General features: G+C 41.6%; 19 protein-coding genes. 11 read left to right on the plus strand and 8 right to left on the minus strand.

Annotation, left to right across the window (positions count from 1 at the left end; all coding sequences use genetic code 11):
- Positions 1–96: 96 nt before the first annotated feature.
- Entirely contained in the window at positions 97–972 is an 876-nt protein-coding gene (locus AN944_RS11725) for a radical SAM protein (RefSeq protein WP_055024804.1), read from the plus strand.
- 115 nt (positions 973–1,087) lie between these two features.
- Here the strand turns inward: AN944_RS11725 and AN944_RS11730 are convergent, their stop codons facing one another.
- Positions 1,088–2,077, minus strand: a complete 990-nt coding sequence (locus AN944_RS11730) for a hypothetical protein (protein WP_055024805.1) — start codon at positions 2,075–2,077, stop codon at positions 1,088–1,090.
- A 623-nt stretch (positions 2,078–2,700) separates the two neighbouring features.
- On the opposite strand from AN944_RS11730, the gene AN944_RS11735 reads away from it, so the two are divergent.
- A complete protein-coding gene (locus tag AN944_RS11735) occupies positions 2,701–2,880 on the plus strand; it encodes a PA3496 family putative envelope integrity protein (protein WP_055024806.1) in 180 nt (59 codons plus the stop codon).
- A gap of 289 nt (positions 2,881–3,169) precedes the next feature.
- On the opposite strand, the gene AN944_RS11740 is transcribed toward AN944_RS11735, so the two are convergent.
- Complete coding sequence (locus tag AN944_RS11740; RefSeq protein ID WP_082419997.1) at positions 3,170–4,993, minus strand: alpha-amylase family glycosyl hydrolase; 1,824 nt, start codon at positions 4,991–4,993, stop codon at positions 3,170–3,172.
- Positions 4,994–5,049: 56 nt separating this feature from the next.
- On the minus strand, positions 5,050–6,057 hold the full coding sequence (locus tag AN944_RS11745) for an aldo/keto reductase family oxidoreductase (RefSeq protein ID WP_055024807.1): 1,008 nt from the start codon (positions 6,055–6,057) through the stop codon (positions 5,050–5,052).
- A gap of 168 nt (positions 6,058–6,225) precedes the next feature.
- On the opposite strand from AN944_RS11745, the gene AN944_RS11750 reads away from it, so the two are divergent.
- Positions 6,226–7,125 carry a LysR family transcriptional regulator gene (locus AN944_RS11750; RefSeq protein ID WP_055024808.1) on the plus strand — a complete coding sequence of 300 codons (900 nt, stop codon included), beginning with the start codon at positions 6,226–6,228 and terminating at the stop codon, positions 7,123–7,125.
- A gap of 106 nt (positions 7,126–7,231) precedes the next feature.
- Here AN944_RS11750 and AN944_RS11755 read toward each other — a convergent pair whose 3' ends face one another.
- The gene (locus AN944_RS11755) at positions 7,232–7,915 is read right to left on the minus strand and encodes an energy transducer TonB (protein ID WP_055024809.1); all 684 of its coding nucleotides are present in this window, start codon (positions 7,913–7,915) and stop codon (positions 7,232–7,234) included.
- A 476-nt stretch (positions 7,916–8,391) separates the two neighbouring features.
- On the opposite strand from AN944_RS11755, the gene AN944_RS11760 reads away from it, so the two are divergent.
- Entirely contained in the window at positions 8,392–10,473 is a 2,082-nt protein-coding gene (locus AN944_RS11760) for a M13 family metallopeptidase (RefSeq protein WP_055024810.1), read from the plus strand.
- Between the two features lie 75 nt (positions 10,474–10,548).
- Here AN944_RS11760 and AN944_RS11765 read toward each other — a convergent pair whose 3' ends face one another.
- A complete protein-coding gene (locus AN944_RS11765; protein WP_055024811.1) occupies positions 10,549–11,532 on the minus strand; it encodes an MDR family oxidoreductase in 984 nt (327 codons plus the stop codon).
- A gap of 47 nt (positions 11,533–11,579) precedes the next feature.
- Positions 11,580–12,224, minus strand: a complete 645-nt coding sequence (locus AN944_RS11770) for a TetR/AcrR family transcriptional regulator (protein ID WP_055024812.1) — start codon at positions 12,222–12,224, stop codon at positions 11,580–11,582.
- 187 nt (positions 12,225–12,411) lie between these two features.
- On the opposite strand from AN944_RS11770, the gene AN944_RS22030 reads away from it, so the two are divergent.
- From AN944_RS22030 to AN944_RS11785, 3 genes are all read left to right on the plus strand, one after another.
- Positions 12,412–12,906, plus strand: a complete 495-nt coding sequence (locus AN944_RS22030; RefSeq protein WP_055024813.1) for a type II secretion system protein — start codon at positions 12,412–12,414, stop codon at positions 12,904–12,906.
- A gap of 185 nt (positions 12,907–13,091) precedes the next feature.
- Positions 13,092–13,349: a hypothetical protein gene (locus AN944_RS11780; protein WP_055024814.1), complete on the plus strand. Its 258-nt coding sequence runs from the start codon at positions 13,092–13,094 to the stop codon at positions 13,347–13,349.
- Positions 13,350–13,631: 282 nt separating this feature from the next.
- Positions 13,632–14,834 carry an ammonium transporter gene (locus tag AN944_RS11785; protein WP_055024815.1) on the plus strand — a complete coding sequence of 401 codons (1,203 nt, stop codon included), beginning with the start codon at positions 13,632–13,634 and terminating at the stop codon, positions 14,832–14,834.
- A gap of 146 nt (positions 14,835–14,980) precedes the next feature.
- On the opposite strand, the gene AN944_RS11790 is transcribed toward AN944_RS11785, so the two are convergent.
- Positions 14,981–15,640: a nitroreductase family protein gene (locus AN944_RS11790; protein WP_055024816.1), complete on the minus strand. Its 660-nt coding sequence runs from the start codon at positions 15,638–15,640 to the stop codon at positions 14,981–14,983.
- 298 nt (positions 15,641–15,938) lie between these two features.
- Here AN944_RS11790 and AN944_RS11795 point away from each other — a divergent pair, with 298 nt between their 5' ends.
- Complete coding sequence (locus tag AN944_RS11795) at positions 15,939–16,799, plus strand: patatin family protein (protein WP_055024817.1); 861 nt, start codon at positions 15,939–15,941, stop codon at positions 16,797–16,799.
- 208 nt (positions 16,800–17,007) lie between these two features.
- Here the strand turns inward: AN944_RS11795 and AN944_RS11800 are convergent, their stop codons facing one another.
- Positions 17,008–18,183 (minus strand): patatin-like phospholipase family protein, encoded by a 1,176-nt coding sequence (locus tag AN944_RS11800; protein WP_055024818.1) that lies wholly within the window; start codon positions 18,181–18,183, stop codon positions 17,008–17,010.
- Between the two features lie 677 nt (positions 18,184–18,860).
- Here AN944_RS11800 and AN944_RS11805 point away from each other — a divergent pair.
- From AN944_RS11805 to AN944_RS11815, 3 genes are all read left to right on the plus strand, one after another.
- Positions 18,861–20,543, plus strand: a complete 1,683-nt coding sequence (locus AN944_RS11805; RefSeq protein ID WP_055024819.1) for a hypothetical protein — start codon at positions 18,861–18,863, stop codon at positions 20,541–20,543.
- Between the two features lie 289 nt (positions 20,544–20,832).
- Positions 20,833–22,902 carry a carboxylesterase family protein gene (locus AN944_RS11810; protein WP_055024820.1) on the plus strand — a complete coding sequence of 690 codons (2,070 nt, stop codon included), beginning with the start codon at positions 20,833–20,835 and terminating at the stop codon, positions 22,900–22,902.
- Positions 22,903–23,027: 125 nt separating this feature from the next.
- Complete coding sequence (locus AN944_RS11815) at positions 23,028–24,500, plus strand: phospholipase D family protein (RefSeq protein WP_082419999.1); 1,473 nt, start codon at positions 23,028–23,030, stop codon at positions 24,498–24,500.
- Positions 24,501–24,716: the final 216 nt, after the last annotated feature.

The following is a 24,716-nucleotide window of genomic DNA, read 5'->3' on the forward strand; positions in this document are numbered from 1 at the left end:
TGTATTGCTAGGTGTCTTTTCATCTAGCATTGACCTAGAGTGTCTCCACTTCTAGGTGATGTATTCTCAATAAGACGACAGTCTTAAGGAAACGTTATGCGTTATGAAGGCAAAGTTTATCGTCCATGGCCCGAGGCTGACAGCATCCTCATTCAGACCACATTAGGTTGCAGTAACAACCAATGTACTTTCTGCAATATGTTCAGCGATAAACGATTTAAAATTCGTGAACTAGAAGATATTTTTAGTGATATTGAACAGGCCAGAAAAATCCACGCTCACGTTGAATCTATCTTTTTGATTGATGGCAATGTCATGGCTGTAAGAACCGAATTTTTATTGGCAATTCTCAATAAAATTACTGAGACTTTCCCTGAAATTCAAAATATTGCTTTATATGCAGGCTTTAATGATTTTCGCCGTAAAACAGTGGCAGAACTTAAACAAATGCGGGCTGCGGGTTTGACAATGGCATACGCAGGTTTAGAGTCAGGCGATCCTATTGTCCTCGATAACATCAAAAAGTCGATGAAACCTGAACATGCCATTGAAGGCATGGCGATGGCAAAAGAGGCAGGGATTAAAGTGCTGGCTTCATTTATATTTGGACTAGGTGGCCGTCATCGCTCAAAAGAGCACATTAAAGCGACTACAGATATTTTAAACATTATGCAGCCGGAAGAAATTGCGCCAATGGCCATTGCAATTCAGCCAGGGACTGAACTCGAACAGCAAGTACTGCGTGGTGAATTTGTTATGCCAAGTCCATTACAAGTGCTGGAAGAAGAGAAGTACTTACTGGAAAATTTAGCGGATTTTGACTGCTATTACTGGGGCGATCACGGTAATAATATCTCGCCAATGCGAGGCATGTTACCTCAAGCTAGAGTGCCATTTAAAGATAGAATTGAGCATGAAATAGCAACCAATCCAGTGACAAAACAAGACATCATTCAAACGTTTTTTTGGTAGGCTAACATGCTAATTTAACAGCTATTACCTTGCAAAGTGTTGGGATTCACCCTCAACACTTTGCCATTATTTAAGCCACTGTTTTTACTTTACTGAATGTCATATCAACCACGCATTAGTTCACGGTATACCGTAGCAATACCTCATTATCTAACACCACATTAGTAGCCCAAATAAAGCTGGCTCCCGCCCCACTGAATTTTTCGATAAAATTCATGTAGGCTTTTTTATTATTCACTCCTATTTCATCATCTGAGTATAAGCTTGCTTGCGGCCAAGTACTTGAATCAAAATCTTCATTCATCCAATTATCAGCCATCGTCCAATGCACGGCATACGCTTGTTGTCCATTTTTCTCATCCGTAACACCACAATCAGTAGATAATCTCGCGCCGTCTTTTTCAGATAAGCAGCTTAAATCTAAAATTGGAGAGGTATAAAAAGTTTGCGCTTGCCAATCACGATTTGTCACAGTGCCATCACTAAAGCTGGCAATAAAGCCCCCATCACCAGCATGGTATGCATTACCTCTATTATTCTCAGAACCTAAACCTAGGTTTTCTTCCCAATCAATGACTTTAACGGCAATGGTATAAGGTTTACTGACCTTGAATTTTACAATACTTGAATTAAATGGCGTAAATGGCACGCTATCAACGGCGATTAATTTGCCATTGATATAAAGTTCAAAGTAATTATCTGCAAAAATATACCCCGTAATCACCTCACCTTGCGGGTCAACTGTCACCACAGGCACATCATCTTGATTAACTTCTGCTAAATTTCTAGGGGTAATACCAGCGCATTGTTCATATAAATCCATTGCTTTAGGTGCACTGCTAAATTGATTACTGCCTGGTACAGTCCATACTGTGCCCTGCGCAGCAGTAATCTCACCTATACCAGCAACGCGACTGCGACCATTTTGACACGTAAACAAATTACTGACGACGGTAGTCGCAGCGCCTTGGGTAATACTCCCTGAGCCGAGATAGTCATCATGGTGCATTTGAATATCATCAGAAGCACAGCTCATCGCTGTACTTCCTATCATGACGATACCGCCAATTGAAAATAGGATGTTTTTAAACAATTCGTTTTTCATAGGCCCTTCAGTCAATCAAATAAGTGTGTTGGTTAATAATAGGCTATTCAAAAATATTGAATAAGGTTATTTAACCCTAGCAAGACACTAATCACTAGCAGCTTTACAGTCTTTTAAGCTTTGACATAAGTGGCACACAATGAGAATTACTGCGTCTAGAGCTTAAAAAACGCAGATAATGAATGATGAAGTGACTCACTTGCCCCTTTGCCACCTCTGTTAGTCATGTGTGCCTTAATGACTTTAATCTTGTATTGAATAAATGAATATCGCGACTAGGGCCTGTTGCTCTTTGCTGGTTAAGTTTTATTTCGAAAAAAATAATCTTGAAAGATCAACAGGCCCTAGATAGTTAGCAAAATAATTCGCTTATCCCCTTAAAATATGACGAATATCTCCTTTTGAAACTTTAAAATAAAATTGTTATCCGGATCGCATTTTTATTTTGAAACTCCTGATAAATTCCAGCTTAAGCATACACTAATGTAGTGTTTATTTTTACCAATACTAAATGCTTGTAGTTTGGTCTCTATGTTTGATATCGACAGGTTTTCTTGAATACCATCAGCGCCATTTGGCCCATGAAACACCAAGAAAATTCGACTCGATAATGAGGATATTTTATGGCTGAAATTATTGAATTTGTTCCAAGTAACACAGAAATAGATGGGTTTGAAAAACCATCTAATCCAAAAGCAAAAGAAGATATACAACACAGACGTGAAGTAAAAAGACGTCTTGAAGACTACCTCGAAGCACAACAACTCAAACGTGCAATGGGTGAGGATGATTTTTTTGCGTAATCCCTAGCATTCTTAACTAACGATTTCATTTTCCAATACAGGCGTTCATCTCCCACCACGCTTTGTTATTCATTAAGCTCATTGGTTTCTGAGCTTAATGAATTATCCAATAATCCCCACTTAGTTTCATTAATCACTGCGCAATCGTTGCATCACGCTTATCCAATAAAAAACCACTGTAAACTCATGCCTACAGTGGTCAGGAGTAAAAAGGGGAAAGCTCCTTAGTGAGGTTTTATCGTCAATCTGAGCCTATATTGACTCCTTGCTATTAGTCGTTGCATTGCTATTAGTCGTTGCGATGAGTCACTCGATACACCTCAAAACTTAAACCAGCGAGTGAGACCTTAATATCATGCCCATTAACCTTGACTTGACTCGTTGATATAGCAGTCTTTGATGATGTTGCCGCTTCTTTTAAAGCCTGCGTATTAAGGAGTGAATCCACTTCAGTAACCAGCATAGGAATCGTTGCCGAAGCCAAGCTGGTACCAGTATTAAATACCATCAATAACTCCTCACCAGTGCTGCTATCTATTCTTGAAAAAGCAAACATAGCGGCATGACTTGCGTTCTCTTTATCAGCATAAAATCGAGCTTGATACTCACCACGGCGTAAAACCCGCTCAGTCTTGCGTAACTCACTCAGTGCGGCAATGGCCCTATACAAAGGATGCGCTTTATCGAAGTTGTCATCAGCCGTTGTTGCCAAAGTGCCCAATAACGAATTGTCGTTATAGCTTGGTACTTGAGAGGCAAACATGTCTTCTCGGGCATCAATATCATTACCATCGCCAGTAAACCCTTGCTCATCACCGTAATACACCACCGGAATCCCTCGAGATAAAAACATAAAGGCATGGGATAAAATACTGCGCTGTAATTTTTCTGCTTCTGTGCTGGCAATGCCAGCTTCATTGATAAAGTAACCTGCTCGCCCCATGTCGTGATTACTTAAAAAAGTCATCAGTAAATCTGCTTGGCTATCTTCATCTTTATACAAATCATCTTGCTCAAATAATTGCTTGGCAAGCAGCGGACTTTGCCCTTGATAAAAGATTTTTGCAGCCACGTCTTGAAAAGCAAAATCCAATACCGACGGCAGTTTTCCATCTGTGGTGTATAAGCTCAAATTAACAGGGTTGGTATCATAGACTTCACCGAATACATGAAACTGAGGGATCCTCTGCAGCTTGGCAAACCCAACAATAGCAGGGCTGAAGGTTTGCCAAAATGATAAATCAACATGACGCACGGTATCGATTCTGAATCCATCAGGTTTAAATTCAGCAATGAGGTTTTGGTATATCTCAACCATCCCAGACAGCACTTTAGGATGCAAAGTATTCAGATCATCTAGACCATTAAAATCACCGTTTAATGAACTTTCTCCCTCAAAATTACTGTCGCCTTGATTATGATAATACTGTGGGTCATTTAGCCAAGATGGTGTTTTGATATTGGCTTCATCATCCAATAGAAATGGCGAATACTGCTCACTCATTGCTGTGTTTATTGGCTTATATTCACAACGCGTTAGCCCTTCAATAAATCGACCATCAAGTTGATGGCACTCTTTATAACGAATGATATCTGCAGTGTGATTAGTGATAATGTCAAAAAATACTTTCATGCCACGTCGGTGCGCCGCATCAATCAATTGCTTCAGGTCATCGTTTGTACCAAAGTGCGGATCGATTTCAGTAAAATCGACAATCCAGTATCCATGGTGAGCAATACCGTCTTTTTGAATCGCATTATTTCTTAGCAGTGGTGTCATCCATATTGCTGTAATGCCAAGCGATTCAAGATACGCAAGTTTCTGTTCAATACCGTTAATATCACCACCATGAAAACCTCGCTCAGTAAGGGGATCAAACCCGCCATGAGATACACCAGATAAGGCTCCATTGTCATTGGCTTGATTACCATTGTTAAAACGATCTGGTAAAACAAAATAAAAAATATCATCTCGAATATCACGATGAAGATAATCCTGATATAACACTTTGTCGCCCGTTGCTTTCGCATCGTTTACCTTAGGCGCAGCGTGTACGTGTATGTGGAAGGCCAATAACAGTAAAGCCAAACTCGTGAAAAATATTTGTTTCATAACACCTTCTTAATCCATTAGTGAATAATCCAAATCAGCCCAATAACGTGCTGAAATTAAGGCAGTTCATGCCCCTTTGCACTGACATATAAGGCATACCAATGTTCTCGAGTTAGCTGTAACCCCACTGCTTGCTGACATGCTGCAATACGTTGCAAGTCGGTTGTTCCAACCACTGGCTGAACTCGAGCCGGATGCTGCATTAACCAAGCAAGAATGATGGCCTCTTTACTGACACTGTATTCAGCGGCAAGCTGACAAACTAATGCGTAGGTTTGTTTAACCCGCATTGGCTCATCACTGAGATCTGCGCCGCTGTATCGTCCTTGGCATAAGCTTCCCCACGACTGCACTTGAATGTGTTGCTGTTGGCAATATTCCAATGTGCCAGGGGTAAAATTAATATCAGCCCCAAGCTGATTTCCGGCATAAACGGTTTCATCTATCCAATGCTGTTTGTGTAAACTCAGCTCTAACTGATTCACGACCAAAGGCGTATCTAAATGCTGTTGCAGCATACGCATTTGATGGTGCTGCATATTCGAGACACCTAAAAATCTCACTTTGCCTTCGTCACGAAGTCGATGATAGGTTTTGGCAACATCTTCTGCATCCATTAGCGGATCGGGTCGGTGTAATACCAGTACATCTAGGTAGTCAGTTTGCAGGTGTTTCAGACTTTGATTCACACTGTGGCCTATCCATTGTGCCGATAAATCATAGCGTTTAGGCCCCTTATCATCAGCAAATCGAATACCGCATTTAGTTTGAATCAACATGTGCTCTCTTAGCTCAGGTCGAGACGATAAAACTTGACCAAATACTTGTTCCGCTTTACCAAAAGTATAAATATCCGCATGGTCAAAATAGTTTATCCCTTGGTCTAAAGCAGTACTCACCACATCATGTGCCTGCGCTAAGTCTTTTGCATTTATGCCATTTTTATTCCAGCCCCCTCCCAACCCCATACAGCCATACACTAAAGGGCTTGCGTGAGGTAAGTGCTGATTAAGAGGTAAAGGATTAGGGCTAACATTTGCCAAAGGTTTAACGACAGACTTCATGGTTTAATCACTGATGTTAAGTATTAAGATGATGCATATTCTCAACATTAACCCCATCAGTGGAACCGTATTCTCCAAAATCATTATTTGATATAACTACCAATAACAAAATACAATTCACTTTAAAGAACAAAAACTATCATACGTATTTTATGAAGGACTAAGCTAATGAGCCGAGAGCACAAGAAATTTGAGCGACTATTTCTATTTAATGAAGTCGCAAAACAGCTCAGCTTTACAGAAGCAGCGGCGACTTTAGGCATATCCAGAGGCTATCTTTCGGAACAGATCCGCCAATTAGAAAAGGAATTTGGCAGACCTTTGCTGATCCGCAGCACACGCAGTGTAAAACTCACTCCCCAAGGTGAATTAATATTGGCGAAGATGGGACAGGTAAAACAATCGTTATTGGAGTTAGATAGGCAGATACGCCATGACAATGACAGTATTGCGGGTCGAATTCGTATTACAGCACCCAGCCAGTTTACCCAACGTTACCTATTGACTATTTGCCGTGATTTTCAAAAGCAAAACCCACTCATTGAGTTTACGCTCGACAGTAGTTACACCACCTACGATTTAACCCAAAATGACTTTGATTTAGCTATTAGAGCAACCAAAACACCACCACAAAATATGGTGGCTAAAAAGTTATTTTCTTACCAGTATGTATGCTGCGCCGCGCCCGCTTATATTGAACAACACGGTGCTCCAAGTACAATTGAAGAGCTGACACAACATCATTGCTTAACCGCTGAAGAACAAAGCCTGTGGCATATAGGGCAAGAACCGATGATGGTGAAAAGTCATTTAAGCATTAATGATAATCACATGCTAAAAGCGTTAGCACTTGATGCTCAAGGGATCATTTTTGTGCCTGAGTATTTGGTTGATAGAGAACTTGAAGTTGCCAACTTAATGCCTTTACTCGTCAATGAGCCCACACAGGCCTCTTCTACTTACCTTGTTCATCCACAACTGATACATCAATCAGCAAGATTAGCGAGTTTTATTACCTTTACGTCAGACTGGATAAGTCGTCACCTGCCGCCATCACAGCGACAATAGTGGTTTAGCAGATTAACCTAACTCTGCAGCTTAATGAGCTAGGTTAACCCGAATAAAACCGCCAATACGGCTACGTGCGATTACTGAGTACTATTACTGAGCGCTATTACTGAAAGTTATCGAGCGTAAAGTCTAATCTTACTTGCTGATGACGTTGGATCACGCCCTGACCTTTGACCGTTTTTGGTTTGTACTTCCAATTATTAATCGCCTGCAAAGCTGCACGGTTAAAGGTTCTTTTAGGTTCAGCCTCCAGAACTTGTGCATTGATAACCGCCCCACTGCTACTGATATCAAACATCACTATCACATAACCTTCTTTCCCGTCACGAGCAGCATCCATAGGATACTGAGGTGAGACTTGTACTACAGGCATTGCGTCCCCTTCATTAAAGCCCGGAGTAAACGTTTCTTGAATCGGCGTCGTCATTTCTGGCGAGATGTCATCAAAAGTATTATTCGTATCCGAGCTGGTTGTCGCAACCGTATCGCGTTTAACTAAGGGCGGTATTGATTTCTTTTCCAATCTAATTTTTTTTATCGGCTTTGACGGCTCTGCTGGCCTCTCAAAATAATCAATGATTGGGCTCGGTTGCACTTCTTCCACATAAACATCATCGCTTTTTATCAACTGGGCCATGAATACAAACAAGGCAAGCGTGATAGCCCCACCAACGAGTAAAATACTCACATGGCTCACTATGCGAGATGAGGTAATACAATGGAAAAAATTCACAGAGTTTGAGTAAAAAGCTGAACTATTTTGAAAAGCAGTTTGATCTGAGGTCATAGACATTCCTTGTGTAATGTAGAATTAATACAAACAATTAAGCTGCCTTTTAACCTGTAGTCGTCAATTAACTCACTTACCAAATATTTTGTTACATTTAGCCAAAACAACCAGAATCACACATAAAACAAAACAATTAATTAACAAAAAAGAAACGCAGAAAGCGCTTTCAAAATAACATTATTGTTTCGCATTAATATTTAACACTTATCTCCCAAATGCTCATCTCATTGTTTCAGTTTAGATTCATACCTAAGTATTAAGCTCAAGCTGGCTATATACGTAACAAGATTTGCTAACAATTATAAGATTGACTTTTTGGCTCAGTTTTAGAATATGGTGGCGATTATTAGATATGGATCCTATAGATAATTGCAGTAAAAAATTGTCGTTGTAAAAAGATCGCCCGAATAAAAATCAAAAAAACCAATAAAAAACAAAAATGAACCCCATTTTTTGTAAGGAAGCAGACCACAATGAAAAAAACGCTAATTGCAATTGCACTAGCCTCAACCTTTTTGAGTGCTTGCGGCAGTTCAGATGTCAAAGTCAATGACACGAATAAGGCAGAAGCTACAGTAACAAAAGCCACCAATACCCACGCTGAGTTAGGTGATTTCGGGATTGATTTAACCGCCCGAAATGAAGCGGTAAAACCGGGTGACGACTTCTTTATGTATGCCAGCGGCACATGGTATGACAACTTTGAAATGCCCGCGGATAAAACCCGTTATGGCGCTTTCACTGCATTAGGTGAGCGCAGCGAGAAACAAGTTAAAGAAATCATTGATGATATCGCTAGTCGTAGTGATTTAAATGCTGAAGAGCAGTTAATTGCAGATTTTTATCAGTCTTACATGGACACTGATACCATCAATAAATTGGGTATCACCCCTATTCAAGGCACATTAGATACTATTACCGCAGTTAAAAACACTGATGACTTAACCAAGGTATTTGGTAACGCGTGGCTCACCGATGCTGAATCGCCAATTTATGGCGGCATGTGGTTCAACCGTTTAGATCCAAACCAATATGAACTGTCTATTGGCGCTGGCGGTTTAGGCTTACCTGATCGCTCTTACTACCTAGAAGACAGCGAGCGTTTTGTAAAAATTCGCACCGCTTATGTGAGCCACATTGCTGAAATGCTAGCTTTTGCTGGCATTAAAGATGGCCAAGCTCGCGCAGAAGCTATTCTTGCGTTAGAAACTAAAATTGCTGAAGGTCAATGGCCACGTGAGAAACGCCGTAACCGTGACTTAACCTTAAATCAGGTTAAACGTGCAGACTTAAATAATGAGTACCCTAACTTCAACTGGGACTTATTCTTTGAGCAATCAGGTTACCAAATCCCACAACTTAACGTGTCTCAGCCTGAGCCGATCAAAGCGATGATTGAGCTAATCAATAACGAGCCGTTAAATGTATGGCAAGACTACCTGACCTTCCACACTGTCAGTAACAATGCAGGCTTACTATCTGAAGATATCTACAACGCAAGCTTTGCTTTTTATGGCAAAGAACTGAGCGGACAAGAAGAGCCTAAACCGCGCTGGAAACGTGCCGTAGCCGAAATGTCTGGCACCCAATCGTTAGGTTTTGCTATTGGTAAAGTGTATGTGGCGCGTTACTTCCCTGAGTCATCAAAACAGCAAATGGCTGAATTGGTTGAAAACCTTCGCACAGCGTTAGGTCAACGTATTGATGGTCTTGATTGGATGGGTGATGAAACTAAGGTAAACGCCCACGCTAAACTTGCCGCCTTCAAACCTAAGATTGGTTACCCAGATGTATGGCAAGAATTCGATGGCCTAACATTAACCAACAAAGATTTAATCACTAATATCCAAAACTTACGCCAATACTTCCATGCCGATAGCGTTGCTAAAGAATTGAAAAAGACTGACCGTAACCGTTGGGGCATGACGCCACAATTCGTCAACGCATACTACAATAGCTCGTTCAATGAGATTGTGTTCCCAGCAGCCATTTTACAGCCTCCGTTTTTCGATCCAAATGCCGACCCAGCTGTGAACTATGGCGGCATTGGCGCTGTGATTGGTCATGAAATGGGACACGGCTTTGATGACCAAGGCTCTAAATCTGATGCTAACGGTATTCAACGTAACTGGTGGACTGACAGTGACCGAGCAGCATTTGAGGCGAAAGCCGATATGCTTGCAGATCAATACAGTCAATACGAGCCACTACCGGACAACTTCGTAAATGGCCGTAACAGCTTAGGCGAAAATATTGGTGATGTAGGTGGTTTAGCCATGGCCTATCATGCATACCAGTTAAGCTTAAATGGTAAAGAAGCACCGATTATTGATGGCCTGACGGGCGATCAACGTTTCTTCTTAGCATGGGCACAAGTGTGGAAAGAAAAACGCACCGAGCAAAGCATGTTAAGTCAGCTGCGTGCAGGTACTCACGCACCTGGCCGTTACCGCGCACTTGCGCCACGTAACCATGATGCATGGTACAAAGCGTTTGACGTGAAACCAGGTGACAAGCTTTACTTACCAGAAGACCAACGCGTTCGTATTTGGTAATCGGTCAATCAGCCGATAAATATAAAGCCAGTCAATTGACTGGCTTTTTTATGAGTCGATGAAAGTGTACTTTTGCTACTTAGTTAAATCGACCACAACGCGGCCACGAACTTGACCAGCCATTAACGCTTCTGCCGTGCTTATCACTTCATCTAAGCCAATATCTGCTGAAATATCATCAAACATTTGTGGTTCAATAATCTCAGCTAAGCGTTGCCATGCCTCAAGTCTGTCTTCAAGAGGACGCATGACGCTGTCGATACCCGCTAACGTCACACCACGTAAAATAAATGGCATGACAGAAGAAGGAAAGTCCATCCCTTGGGCCAAGCCACAAGCCGCTACAGTGCCGCCATATTTTGTACTGGCGCAGATATTGGCTAAGGTGTGACTACCAACAGAATCAATCGCCCCAGCCCAGCGCTCTCTGGCTAATGGTCTACCTGGCTCCGATAAGGTGTTACGGTCAATCACTTCTGCAGCGCCAAGCTTTTCAAGATAAGCGGCTTGATCTGCTCGCCCTGTTGATGCCACAACCTGATAGCCAAGTTTGGCTAAAATGGCGATAGCAAAGCTGCCGACACCGCCATTAGCGCCTGTCACCAGAATTTCACCTTTTTCAGGAGTGACGCCATTTTTCTCCAGCGCAATCACACTCAACATTGCGGTATAACCTGCGGTGCCAATCGCCATAGCTTGCTTTGGCGTAAAGGCATTAGGCAACGGGATCAACCATTCACTTTTTAAACGCGCCCGCTCAGCAAGACCACCGCAATGCACTTCACCAACACCAAAGCCATTGAGTAGCACGTAATCGCCAACTTTGAATTTATCAGTCTCGGACGCTTCAACAAGCCCCACTAAATCAATACCTGGCACCATAGGAAACTGCCTGACCACAGGACCTTTACCGGTAATTGCCAATGCATCTTTATAGTTTATCGTGCTATAAATCACTTTTACGCTTACATCGCCATCGGGTAAAACACTCTCATCAATTTCCTTAACTGCCGCGCGATATCCTTGGTCATCTTTTTCAATTAATAAGCCGTTAAACATGGTCACTCCTCAATATAGACCGCTCGTCTATAAATAGTTAAAAAATTTTATCGCGGTAATCCTGCGATAAAACATTCAAGGTAATTTTGCAGTGGCTGAGTGCTTTTAACTAACTTTGCGCGGCTTACCGCCCCTTCCCAGCCAACCCAAAAATGCTCAGCCAATAAAACACAGTTAGCCGTTGGGGATAATTCGCCCTCAACTTTGGCAGCCTCTAGACAAGCCGTTAATCTTTGCTGCCAATCTAAAAATATATCAATCAATTGCTGTCTGTAGCTTTCAGGTAATAAATCCACTTCTTGGCCTAAATTGCCAACCAAACAACCACGCTTAAATTGATAGCGCTCCATACCATCCATCGCACTTTCAACAAAAAGGCCAATACGTTCAAGCGCTGAGTAAGCTTCGTTTAGCAAGCACTTATCAAGTTTGTAAGCAAAATACGTGGCGTAGTTTTCAATCACAGCCTGACCAAATGCTTCCTTACTCGCAAAGTAATAGTAAAACGAACCTTTGGGCACACCGACCTTTTTAAGAATTTGATCGATTCCAGAAGAGGCAAAGCCATTCTCAGTCAGTTGCTCAAGACCACTGCGAATTAGTTCCGCCCGAGTATCTTGACTATCTCTCGCCTGCTTGGGCGGCCTACCACGTCGTGGTTTAGTGATGTTTTCTACAATTGATTCTGTCATAAAATCATATTAGACCGATCGTCTATTAAAATGCAATGTTATTTCAGATCCTTTGCTTTTTTTGTTTAGTTGCTCTCACTATGATTCCTTGCGATATGCCATAAATCCTGTACCTGGCACCAAATGGTAACTCTTAAAGTTTTCATTGAGGAATAATAGCCACAAATTCACTATTTGAGGTTTTATAATGCAGCGCAGTAATGGTTTTACGCTAATTGAATTAGTGGTCGTAATTATTATTTTGGGTATTTTATCTGTGGTCGCAGCGCCAAAATTTATCGATCTTAAAGGCGATGCCCATACTGCTACCATTGAAGCGATGGCAGGAGCCATTGATAGCGCAAACAGCTTGGTTTACTCGAAGTCTGCGATTAATGGTGTTGAAAAAGAAGCGTCGATAGATGCTGCTGCAATTGGCGATGAATATGCAGGTGCAACGCTCATATATGGCAGCATGCAGTCTGATGAAACAAGCTTAGTGATGTTTGTCGAAGGTATTGATGACCCAAGTGCATGGGACATGGAAAAAACCAATGAAGTAAACATGAGAATTCATCCTGCTGATCACCCTACCATTGGTGATGGGGCTGGCAACTGCTTCGTACAATACAGCCACCAGTGGACTGATGCTCGTGGAGCAACTTATCCCGCTAAAACCACTTTATATACTGACGATTGTTAGACATCGATGAAAAAACGGCTAAAAGCCATTTGTAAATGTTATTAATACTGCTGTAAAACAAAGCAATAAACGATATATCATCAAGCTAACTTGGCACTCTTAGTAAAGTGCCATTAACGATGAACCTTAAGCGATGAGCCTTCAGCCATGAGTGGCATACCTAAGCCGATGAAATACCGTTAATAATGTCATTTAGCTCTAGCCGTAAACGTGCATTAGATACAAGCCGCCCTATTGCTTATCGAGCATCGAGTGCACGCTCTTGTGCCGTTTGCGTATCTGAAAAATATCGAGTTAAGCGATCTGTAATCCTAGAACAAGTCCGCCAACAAACCCATGTTGATCTCAACGCTGTTGATAATTCAGATGGCATCTTAAAAGCGATTAGCGCATTAGAACACATCAAATTAAATGGCCTTAATAAACCGCTCCACACTATTTGATAACGCTGCACTGTTTGATAACGCGCTGCACTGTGGTGACTCAGCCATCGCACCATTATGAAACAAAATGCACGCATTTACTGAACAGAACTTAATCATTCAACCTAAAGCTGCAGAAAAATCGCACCGATATCGATCATAGAACTTATTGTTATGATGGAATTTTTATCTAGTCGCACCATTTTAGCCCCTCCTGAATTTAACATTATCCCAACATAGGAATAATTCTTGCTTTACTAAGTGACTGAATTATAAATAAGAGAATAGCTTTGGGGAGCATAAATGGACAATATCAGTGACGCGATCGGGGTAATTGCACAAAGTGCGGATACCGTTTTTATCCTTCTTGGTGCAATTATGGTGCTAGCGATGCACGCAGGCTTTGCATTTTTAGAAGTGGGGACTGTCAGGCATAAAAACCAAGTAAATGCATTAGTTAAGATTTTAACCGACTTTGCTTTTTCAGCTGTAGCCTATTTTGTCATTGGCTATCAAATCGCTTACGGCAGCCACTTCTTTGTCAGTGCAGAGACATTATCAGCTAATAATGGCTATGACTTAGTGAAGTTCTTTTTCTTACTCACCTTTGCCGCCGCTATTCCCGCCATTGTTTCTGGCGGTATTGCTGAGCGTGGTAGCTTTCGCCCCTTCTTATTTGCCTCTGCATTGATTGTGGCGTTTGTATACCCACTGTTTGAGGGCATGATATGGAATGGTAACTATGGATTTCAAGCATGGTTAGGCAACACCTTTGGCGCAGAGTTTCATGACTTTGCAGGCTCTGTTGTCGTACATGGAATGGGCGGTTGGTTAGCATTAGTTGCTGTGTACTTTTTAGGTGTTCGTGGTGGCCGTAAGCCCGGAGTCGCCTTTGCTCCATCTAACATTCCCTTTCTGGCATTAGGGTCGTGGATACTAATTGTCGGCTGGTTTGGTTTTAATGTCATGTCAGCACAAACATTAGATGGCATAAGTGGCCTTGTGGCCCTAAACAGTTTAATGGCCATGGTGGGCGGCACGATTATCGCGTTAATTGTTGGTAAAAATGATCCAGGGTTTATCCATAATGGTCCACTAGCTGGGTTAGTTGCTGTTTGTGCGGGTTCTGATTTAATGCATCCAGTTGGCGCTTTTGTCGTCGGTGGTGTTGCCGGTGGCTTATTTGTTTTTGTATTCACAAAACTTCAACGCAGCACCAAAATTGATGATGTATTAGGTGTTTGGCCTTTGCATGGATTATGCGGTGTTTGGGGTGGTATTGCTGCTGGAATATTTGGACAACAAAGCTTAGGCGGTCTTGGTGGTGTAAGCATTATGTCGCAACTGGTTGGCACACTTGTGGGTGTTGGTTCTGCCATCGTAGGCGGCGTGATTGTTTACGGTATTGTTCATAAAATAGCTAGCTTACGTTTAAGCCAAGAAGATGAATATATAGGCGCTGATTTAGCCATTCACAAAATTGGCTCAACCAATGCTGACAAGTAGTTCTGTCAGTTTATATGGCTGTTTTTATGACTGTTTTTATGAAAAGGTTCTGGCCTGTTTTCAGCCCGATAAGTGACAGCATAAAATAGTGACGAAAACAAAAAAGCTCAAGCAATTGCTTGAGCTTTTTTAGTAAACCAATGCGATTATAAAACAGTAATCACATCAGCTTCAGGTAAACGAGCTTTAGGTTTACCGTGGTTATAATCTTCACCACCTTTGTGGTACCCAATCGCTAATGCAAATTGACACACATAACCTGCTAGTTCTTCTTTGAAAATCTCGCCAATTAAGTCAGGATCGACCCCTTCCATTGGCGTTGAGTCAATACCTAAACGCGCTAGAACGTGCAGTGTATTACCAATCGCAATGTATGTTTGCGCTTTAGTCCAGTTGCCGTTAAACCCATTTTCATCAGTATTTAAATCAGCAAAGGCATAAGCACCATTTAACATGTTGTCGTACATTTCTGCCGGTAAATGGCCTGATGCCACTTCTGCGTCAACCACTTTACGGTAGTCATCTTTGGTGTAATACGGGTTGTGAGCAAATAAAATAATGTGTGATGCTTCAGTCGCATGAGGCTGATTAAACTGATGCATGTTTGCAAAAGTATCGTGGAAACGTTGTTTGGCAGCATCCGTTTCAAGCACAATAAATTTCCAAGGCTGCGAATTGATCGAAGAAGCAGATAAACGCATCGCCTCTTTAAGTACTGACATATTTTCTGCAGAAATCCGTTTAGAAGCATCATATTTTTTAGCTGTATAGCGGCTGTTAAGATCTGTAATAATTTGATGAGACATAAAGTATTTCCTCAATAAGCAATGTCAAAAAATGAATCAAGAGACAAAAATGAATCAAGAGAATGTTATTGCCATCCCCATGAATAAAGTCGCTTAAAATCTTGTTGCAGTAATACTAGTTAAAAATGGCTAATTTCGACATAGCCACCAGCACCAAACATTATGGACTTATTAATCCATAATAATCGACGCTATCATTAGCGGATCCCATGACAAATATTGAGTCTTTACTCTATCAACATTAAGATAATGACATCACTCGAATCAGATAATCGCATTGAGCGATAAAGAAACCGCAATGGATGCATATACCACAACGAAAAATCAACACGCCCTTGTAGTAGAAGGCGGCGCAATGAGAGGGATCTTTGCCTCTGGCGTGTTAGACAGATTTATTGAACAACAATATCGTCCTTTCGACTTTTGTATCGGCGTGTCAGCTGGTTCAACAAATTTAGCCTCTTGGTTATCTCATCAAAAGCAGCGCAATTACCGTATCATTACCCATTATTCATGCCTGCCTGAATTTATTGATTTTGGTCGTTTTATTCGTGGTGGTCATTGGCTTGAGCTTGACTGGTTATGGGATATTTTGGCAAAAGAATGCTATTACGATATGGCAGCGTTTGTGCAACAGCCGATCCCTTTATTTGTGGTCACAACCAACATCAATACAGGTGAAGCGGTTTATATAAAAAGCACTGAAGACAATCTCGAACTGATTTTAAAAGCATCCTGTTCAGTGCCTATCGCTTATCGAGACTTTCCTACTTATCAAGGTGCTCCTATGACAGATGGCGGCATTGCCGATTCAATACCTGTTATTAAAGCCTACGAAATGGGCGCCAAAGAGATCACTGTAGTATTATCTAGACCATTAGGTTATCGCAAAAAGGCCCCCAAAATACCTTGGCTAATCACTAAAACTCTCAAACGACACCCTAAACTTGCAGAAGCCATGGTGAACCGTGCAACCAATTATAACCAAGCCATCGACTTTATCATGCAGCCTCCAGCAGACTGCAAAATCCATATTATCGCCCCGCCAGATGATTTTAACGTCGGTAGATTAACCACTGATAAAGCAGTTTTAGAGGCAGGATATCAAATGGGAATCACTGCTGCAGATACCTTGCTTGCGAAGCCCTGTTTTAGTTAAAAAAAACCGGACAAGATGTCCGGCTAACAAGCTGCTTCCGTGCATTGATTACCAAAAATGCTTTTACGCAAATTTGCTACACCTTGTGCCACAACACATGGACAGGTAAAGCTGTAATCAACGATTAGGGTTGGTAATGAAAAGTCGATTTATCTCGTATTTTTATGGTTAAACTGAGTATTGTTAATTGGCTTAAAGCCCGTTTCTATTAAGGTAATTGTTTAGACCACACTTGCCCCTTCACTGCTTTGTCATAGCCATAATTGTAAAGTGCTTGCATGTATTCAAAATCAAACATTGCCTTAGTTTCTACTGGTGCATCAAATTCGCTATCCACATAGGTGAAGCTCAAATCGATTTGTTGTAATTGGCTGTCATAAAGCATTTTGTATAGGTCACCTCTGCTTTGCAGCACTGTTAAACTTTTTAAACTTCGAGTCAGTAATGCCATGCCCTTATCTGGTATCACTTCATAAGGCATAGTTAACATGCCATTGCGGATAACATGAATATATGGCTGTTGAGTTAGCCCAAGTGCCTTTGATAGCTTTCCATAATCTGTTGTCACTGGCTCAAAGAACATTTGTGCAGATAAACCACCATCGACGTGCAATTCCTCATACGCTTCACCCTGATAATCGACTTTGATAAACTGCGGAGGGAACACACCAGGGATCGATGCACTCGCCGCTAAAATTTGATGAATAAAACCAGCTTTATTGTCGATATTACTGTTAGCAATCGCACCAATATTCCATATTGATAAACGGCCAGAATCAAACTGTGTTGTGCCGATAAATAATCGACGCCCTGCATTATGCTGCTTAGCGATGTCAGCTATCATTTCTGGGGTGTACACGCTAGCAATGAACTCCAGCATATTGTCACCGTTGGTAAAAGCATCTTTAAAAAGCGTATTTAAAAAGTTACGTTTGCCCATGATTTCTTTGTCATTAATCCCTAGCATCACTTGCTTTAATCTAGGCACTTCATCGCCGCCCAGAAACGCAAATGGTGCGATTAATGCCCCCGCACTAACGCCTGTCACTATTGTGTATTGTTCAAGTTGGTCATGATCGTATAAGCCATTAACGACACCTGCACCAAACGCACCTTTAGCCCCGCCTCCTGATAACACTAAAATGTTTAACGCATCGCCCTGAACAGTTAACGGGGTGGATTTTGTTAAATCAGAATATAAAAAAGTGGATGGTTCACCAGCCCAAAAGCGCAGCGGCTCTGCATTAGGTGATTTTGCTTCGCCGTCAACGGTCGCTTGCTCATAACCCTGTTCAGGAACTCGAAGATCAAAAGTATGTGTGGTGCTACAGCCAGCGATAAGCATCAATAATAAAATGGCTGCTATCTGTTTAACGTGATTCATTGCTTCTCTCTATATGTTCTGTTTATTGCAACAAGCCTTCTCTTCTGTTGGTCCGCCGTTTGTGGCTACAACACAGAAAATAACGCTTAATGGGGTAAATCCACTTTGTCACACCTACACACCACTTATTATAAAAAGCTTTTAAATCAGTAACTTTATAGTGAAACACCTAAGGTTAGCAGGTTGATTTGACGCATTATAGAGACTGAAATGACCTAAGCAGAATCACATATGAAGGATCAAACCCTCATCCTGTATTGACTGAGTATCTAGCACGTCGTGTTAAAGCCCCAATGACTCAATGGAAAATGCATCACTTCCCTAATTCCATTCTCAACGCCATTTCCTCAGCACTTAAATCCTAGCTGCAAACGGAATTCATTCCTTCTCTCAAGTAACCCATTCAACAGTTTGTGTTTCGTCATTTATCAATCAGTTTGTATAAAAAACAAACCGAGGGTTTCGTCCTACAAACGCGATTAACTAAATTTAATCTTTCTCCCTAGAATGCTCGCCAACACAGTTTCATCAATGCAAAAAGCGCTAGCGGCACAAAAAAGACTGCAGCCTTTTTAGCGAGGTTTGTATGAGATTCACGACTAACAAATGAACGGTTAGTTGACATCAATAACGATTGAATACGCATAGGTTTGCGGTTCAGTAGGAGCAAATACAGCATGACCTTTACTAAAAATTGGATAACCTCTTTCCCGAAGCAAGCTTTATCCATAGGCATCAGCGTAATGGCACTCAACTTTCCAGTGAATGCTTTAGCTGAAGAATTTCAACCTGTTGAAGAGAGCGAAAAACAGCAAATTTTGACAGGTAAAGCCATCTTCAAAAAATACGGCATTGCAGATGACTTACCTAAGCTTGGGTTGAATTCATTAGTACAAGGTGAGCACTTGGTTGAGCACGTCAAACGCTCAACCAAAGTCGGCGATGAAGAGCGTAAATCCGAAGTGTTTTTAATTCAAAATACTGACGAGAAAGGCAACATTGACCTTCGCATCAAATATGACCCTGCAAAGCTTGATGAAAACGAAGACATTATTAAAGAAATCGAAGCGAATACTAAAATTGAGTATCGCTTACGTAATTATGCGCAAAGTTATGATCCGAACTCTGTTACCGCAACAGAGCTAGGTAATGGCCAAGTAGAAATCGCATTCAATTACTCTAAGTTTGGCTTACCGCAAGATATTGCTCACTTTCGTTTTATGCGAGTCAAAATCACGGTTGAGAATAACCAACCTGTAAAAATGATTATTAAAAATACCCGTGACTTTGCATATCAAAATTACCGCATTAATGACTATCATCAAGTGGTCAATTTTGAAACCTATGACAATGGTAACGTTGGCGTTAAAAACAAGCGCATCGAAGCCAATGGTGAAAACTCAAAAGGCACAGCCGTTAGCATCGCAACCATCGTTGAACCTGTGGCCTTTTACGATGGTGACATGGAAGCAACCGTTGTTAACCAAGAACGTCTGTCCCAAGTATCAGATCCTCGCTACAAAGAAGAAAGCGTGAAGCTAGACCGCGTATTCCCATTAATGGGGGATTTAGTCCGCCGTCAAGGTATTGATGTGCCATTACCGTTCGGTGTGTCTGTTGCTTACCGTAATCAAGATATGAATTTTGGCTTTAGTGACTTTGACATTATGGGCGCCAATTTAAATGAGTTCTTTGACCCGTTTAAATCGGTAGCTCAAGTGAATGCGGAAAGCTTAAGTTTACGTGGTGACGTGAATATTTTGCCTTTTTGGAATGTATTTGGTTACGTCGGAAAAATTAATGTTGATGCCAAAGTTGATGCTGAATACACAGGTGAAATTGGTCGTCAGTTACAAGATAAGTTAAACAACAAGTTACCAGGTTTAGGTAATGCATTCTGTAATGAGCTATCAGCACTATGTAACTCTGGCACCTTAAGCGTACCTCTGCATCTTGAATACGACCTAATGGGGGTTGGAACAACCTTATCGGTTGGTTACAAACAGTTCTTTGCTTCTGTTACAGGTAGCTACTCGAGAACAAGAATGGTCGGAACAGATAAGTGGGGCGACGGCATCTTAACCGTTCAACCAATGCTGGGTTACCAGTTAGCAGATTACCGCGCACAAATCTTTGTTGGTGCTGAATATCAAAGCCTAAAACCTAACATGGAAGGGTCTATCCAAGGCGTTGAACTTGGCGGTGAAGAGTTCTTCTACAACGTGGGAGTTGACCTAGATAAGTGGGCTTACCTTGTTGGCTTTAACAAACAATTTGGTAAGCACTACAACTTAACCATGCTGTATAACAAAGGCGAAACCCGCAGTGCAGTCACACTGAATTTCGGTTACCACTTCTAAATTGACTTGATGTAACCCAAAACACTACCTGAGAAAAAATGACCTCACTCTATCAAGTTGAGTGAGTCATTTCTCCTTGCACGCACCTCAACGGGTAAGGCTGACATTCAGGGCTGAATTTTCATGAGGATTTCATCCTACATAACCGATTACGCATGTAGGCACTGAACAATTAATATACAGCCACATTTGCAGACAACCTAGCTATCAGGCCTTAACAATAATCAATCAGCCTCATTAGCAAATAACAGGTTACGTTTGGACGATTAGGCCATTACAGGACACGAAAATGACAATATTCAATAAAACCATACTTGCTGTTTCAATCGCATTCACATTAGCAGCTTGTTCTGGCAGCGATGATAATAACGAAACAACACCGACGCCACCGCCACCACCAGAAGTCACGCCACTTCCGACTGAAGAGGTGACGTTAACCATTGGCCAAAGTCAGGTTGAAGCCCTAAAAGAGTCTCATGTTGTTACCTCAGTAACAGGTGAAAAATCACTTGCCAGTATCGAAACATTCAAGGGCATTACTTACGCAACAGCAGAGCGATTTAGCCATAGTGCGCAACTTGATATGGACGAAACGGTCAATGCGACAGAATTTGGCTTTGCATGTCCACAGCTTAAAACAACATCACAACCTCAGTCTGAAGATTGTTTAAATTTGAATATTTGGCGTCCAGCGGATCTGTCAACGGATGTGGTACTACCGGTTTATGTATTTATCCATGGTGGTGATTTTGAATACGGCGCAGGCTCTGAGCCATTGATTCATGGCGATACGGTTGTTGCGCAAGGCGCTGCTGAAGGTAACCCATTTATTGCCGTGACACTTAACTATCGCCTTGGCATGTTAGGCAGCCACTGGCTTAAAGACAATCAAGGCGGCAACTATGGCCTTGGCGATCAAAAGCGCGCTTTAGAGTGGGTCAATAACCATATTGCTGACTTTGGCGGTGATATTGAAAACATCACCCTAATCGGTCAAGGCGCTGGTGCAATGTCGGTAGGCATATTGCAACAAGAAGCAACTGAAGAGCCGATGGCAGGTGAGTATTTTACTCGCGCTATTATGCAAAGTAACCCCGCTGGATTTGATTATCGCACTTACAATCAGGCTAAAAGCTTTGCCACTAGAATTGAAGACACCCGAGCTGAAATGCCAGAACTCAGTGAGTTAAGTTTAGCGGATATGCCTTTAGACCAGCTGATGACACTTCAGGCTAAAGTGAACTCGCCAATTGGTCGTATCGGTGATTGGACTGGGCTTAGCTGTGTTGATCTGGATAACCTTGTGGGTAGCGGATTATGCTTAACCAGCAAAATATCAGGTGAAGCAAGCCCAATGGCTAATCTAATGCCATTTGCACCATACGTTGAATATTATAAGCCAACGTTTGGTTCAACCATTAAAGGCTACCACTTAACCACTCAGCCTTCATTGGATCATTTTACCGTACCGACAGTTGTAGGTTCGAATACGGAAGAAGCCAATACTTTCGCGATGTTGCCAAGCTTAACCTTCTTGATCCCAACGATTATTAACTTAATGAATAATCTCGATCCAGAGTTAATCGAACAAGGTGACATCAATCAAGCCATGCTAACTTGGCTTGCTGACGAGAAAAACATGGCTTTAGTTGAACAAGAAATTGCTCAACTAACCGCTGATGATATTAAAGCGCAAGTGGAGCTAGGTGATATCTTACCGAGCAGCGCCTATGAAGCCATTGTTAAGTTTTACTTTGGTCTTGGTAACGGTGACACCACCAATGCATTACTCGATTTAGCAGACTTTTATCCAAACAATGAAAGTGAATTATCGGGCGCTTTAACCAACATGAAGCAATTTAAAATGATGCTAAATGACATGTTATTTGCTGGACCTTCACGTAAACAAGCACGAGAAACCCAAGAAAATAACGTAGACGCCACCTTTTATCAGTTTGGTTACCATGCAAGTTTCAACGTATGGACATACAACACAGAAGGTGAAGATGGCAATCTTGATATCGGCGATGTGATTAAAACGATCAGCTGTATAAGTGGTGCGTGTAATGGCTCTGAACTGCCATTTGTATTTAACAAAGCACTGAAACTTGATGGTTCACCAGTCTCTGTTAGCAGTAAAGACCAAGCGTTAATGGATAAAATGTCTCGCCTGTGGTTTAGCGATGCATTATTTGAAAACTACCAATACAACAACGACAGCGTGTTGTTAATCGACGAAGACGGAATTCATACATTCGAGTCAGATTGGGATAGCAAACAGCCAGGTACGGATCCGGCACTTAGACAAGGTCGCTTACAAGGACTTGAAGATTTAAACCTGATCTTAGGTTACCTATAAGCAGTGACTTAGCGCGATCAATGCACAAGATTTCACTCTTTGTTAGTCATACCTAACAACTCCCCAAAAATAGGCCAGTTCGCTGGCCTTTTTTATGACGTTTTTTGACGATTAACGGATACCTCATGAAGCTGTTTAACCCTATTAAGCCTATGTCACTGCTGACATTGCTTTGCGGCATATTGTTACTGACAGGCTGCGCCACACCTAACCCAAGTGTCCCAGAAGGATTTGAAAGCCACTTTGTAAAACGTGACTATCAAGCACAGGCTTACTTAATTCCAGCGGCAAATGAAGCCTTTGCCCGTCGAATTGATTTAGTCAGAAAAGCACAATCAAGCATCGATATGACCTATTTTTCGTGGAATGGCGATACCTTAGGCCTCACCTTACTAAATGAGCTCAAACTCGCAGCTGACCGCGGCGTGAAGGTTAGGCTAACCTTAGATGACTTACTGGTTTTTAACGAAAAATGGTTGGCGGATGTCGACAAGCACCCTAATGTCCAAATCAAAATTTTCAACCCATTTAACTCGCGCAAAATGGGCTGGGTTGGCCGTGCTTTTGATTTCCAAATCCATCAAGAAGTGCTAGATAATCGTTTGCATGAAAAGTACTTTAACGTCGATCATCAGCAAATGATCCTCGGCGGTAGAAACATTGGCGACGAGTATTTTGGTTACAGTAAAGAGGCTAACTTTTTCGACTTAGATGTGCTGTTCACTGGCGATATTATTGCGCCATTTGCAACCAATTATGAACAGCAATGGCAAAGTGACTTTGTTGTCCCTGTGAGTGAATTAATTAAGGTGAATGCGGATATTAGCGACACACGCCACTTTTCTAAAGCCTTAGCTAAAACCCAAAAAAAGCACCCAGAAATAACACAAAATATTGAATTAACAATCAATAATATGACAAACCCAGCGTTTATTGATGTGACAGTGTCACCTGTTTTCGATTCTCTGCAAAAAATGCATGACCGTTTACCTTACTTCAGAACACGAGCTGAAATGACGGTCAGTGAAGAGTTAAAGCAAGCCAAGGATGTCGTTATTTCAACCCCTTACATTGTGCCGACAGATAACGAGTTTACGGTCATTGCAAACCTGACAGCCCAAGCATCTAAAGTCACGTTAGTGACCAACTCGTCAGCCTCAAATGATTCGCTATTTATCCCGGCATATTATGAAAAGCACCGTCAAACCTTATTGGATATGGGAGTCGATATATATGAATATAAAGACACGGCCAAAAATGACGATCATTTTTACCATGGTGATACTTACTACCATAACAAGACCATTATTCTAGATAATCATGTCTCTTATGTGGGCTCATCAAATTTTGACCCACGCTCAGATTTCTTAAACATAGAGTTTGGCTTGTTCGTTCACAGCACTGAGTTTGCCGAGCATCTACACCAGTATCTTTTACAACAAAAAGCCACGCTTTTTTGGCATGTAACCCAACAAGAAAACGGGGATATCCAGTGGCGAAGTCAAGATAAGGTACTCAATAGCAATCCTAATTATGGAAGCTGGCATAAATTACCCGACTGGCTGTTTAGAAAAATGGATGGTGAGTCAGAGTTATAACTTGATACTGCAATGCATCTTTACCGTTCACGATTTTAGGGCATAACAATTCCATGTTATGCCCTATTTTTATCTGCCCTAAAAAAGCAACAATGTTTTAAAACTAACGCAGCCCATTACACTCTTCAGACATTACGCTTTTCAGTCATTGCATCATCAGCCATTTTTATTGAAAACAGCGTAAATCAAACAGCAACATAACTTGAGTTCAGTTAT

The organism is Shewanella sp. P1-14-1 (assembly GCF_001401775.1).
Classification (GTDB): domain Bacteria; phylum Pseudomonadota; class Gammaproteobacteria; order Enterobacterales; family Shewanellaceae; genus Shewanella; species Shewanella japonica.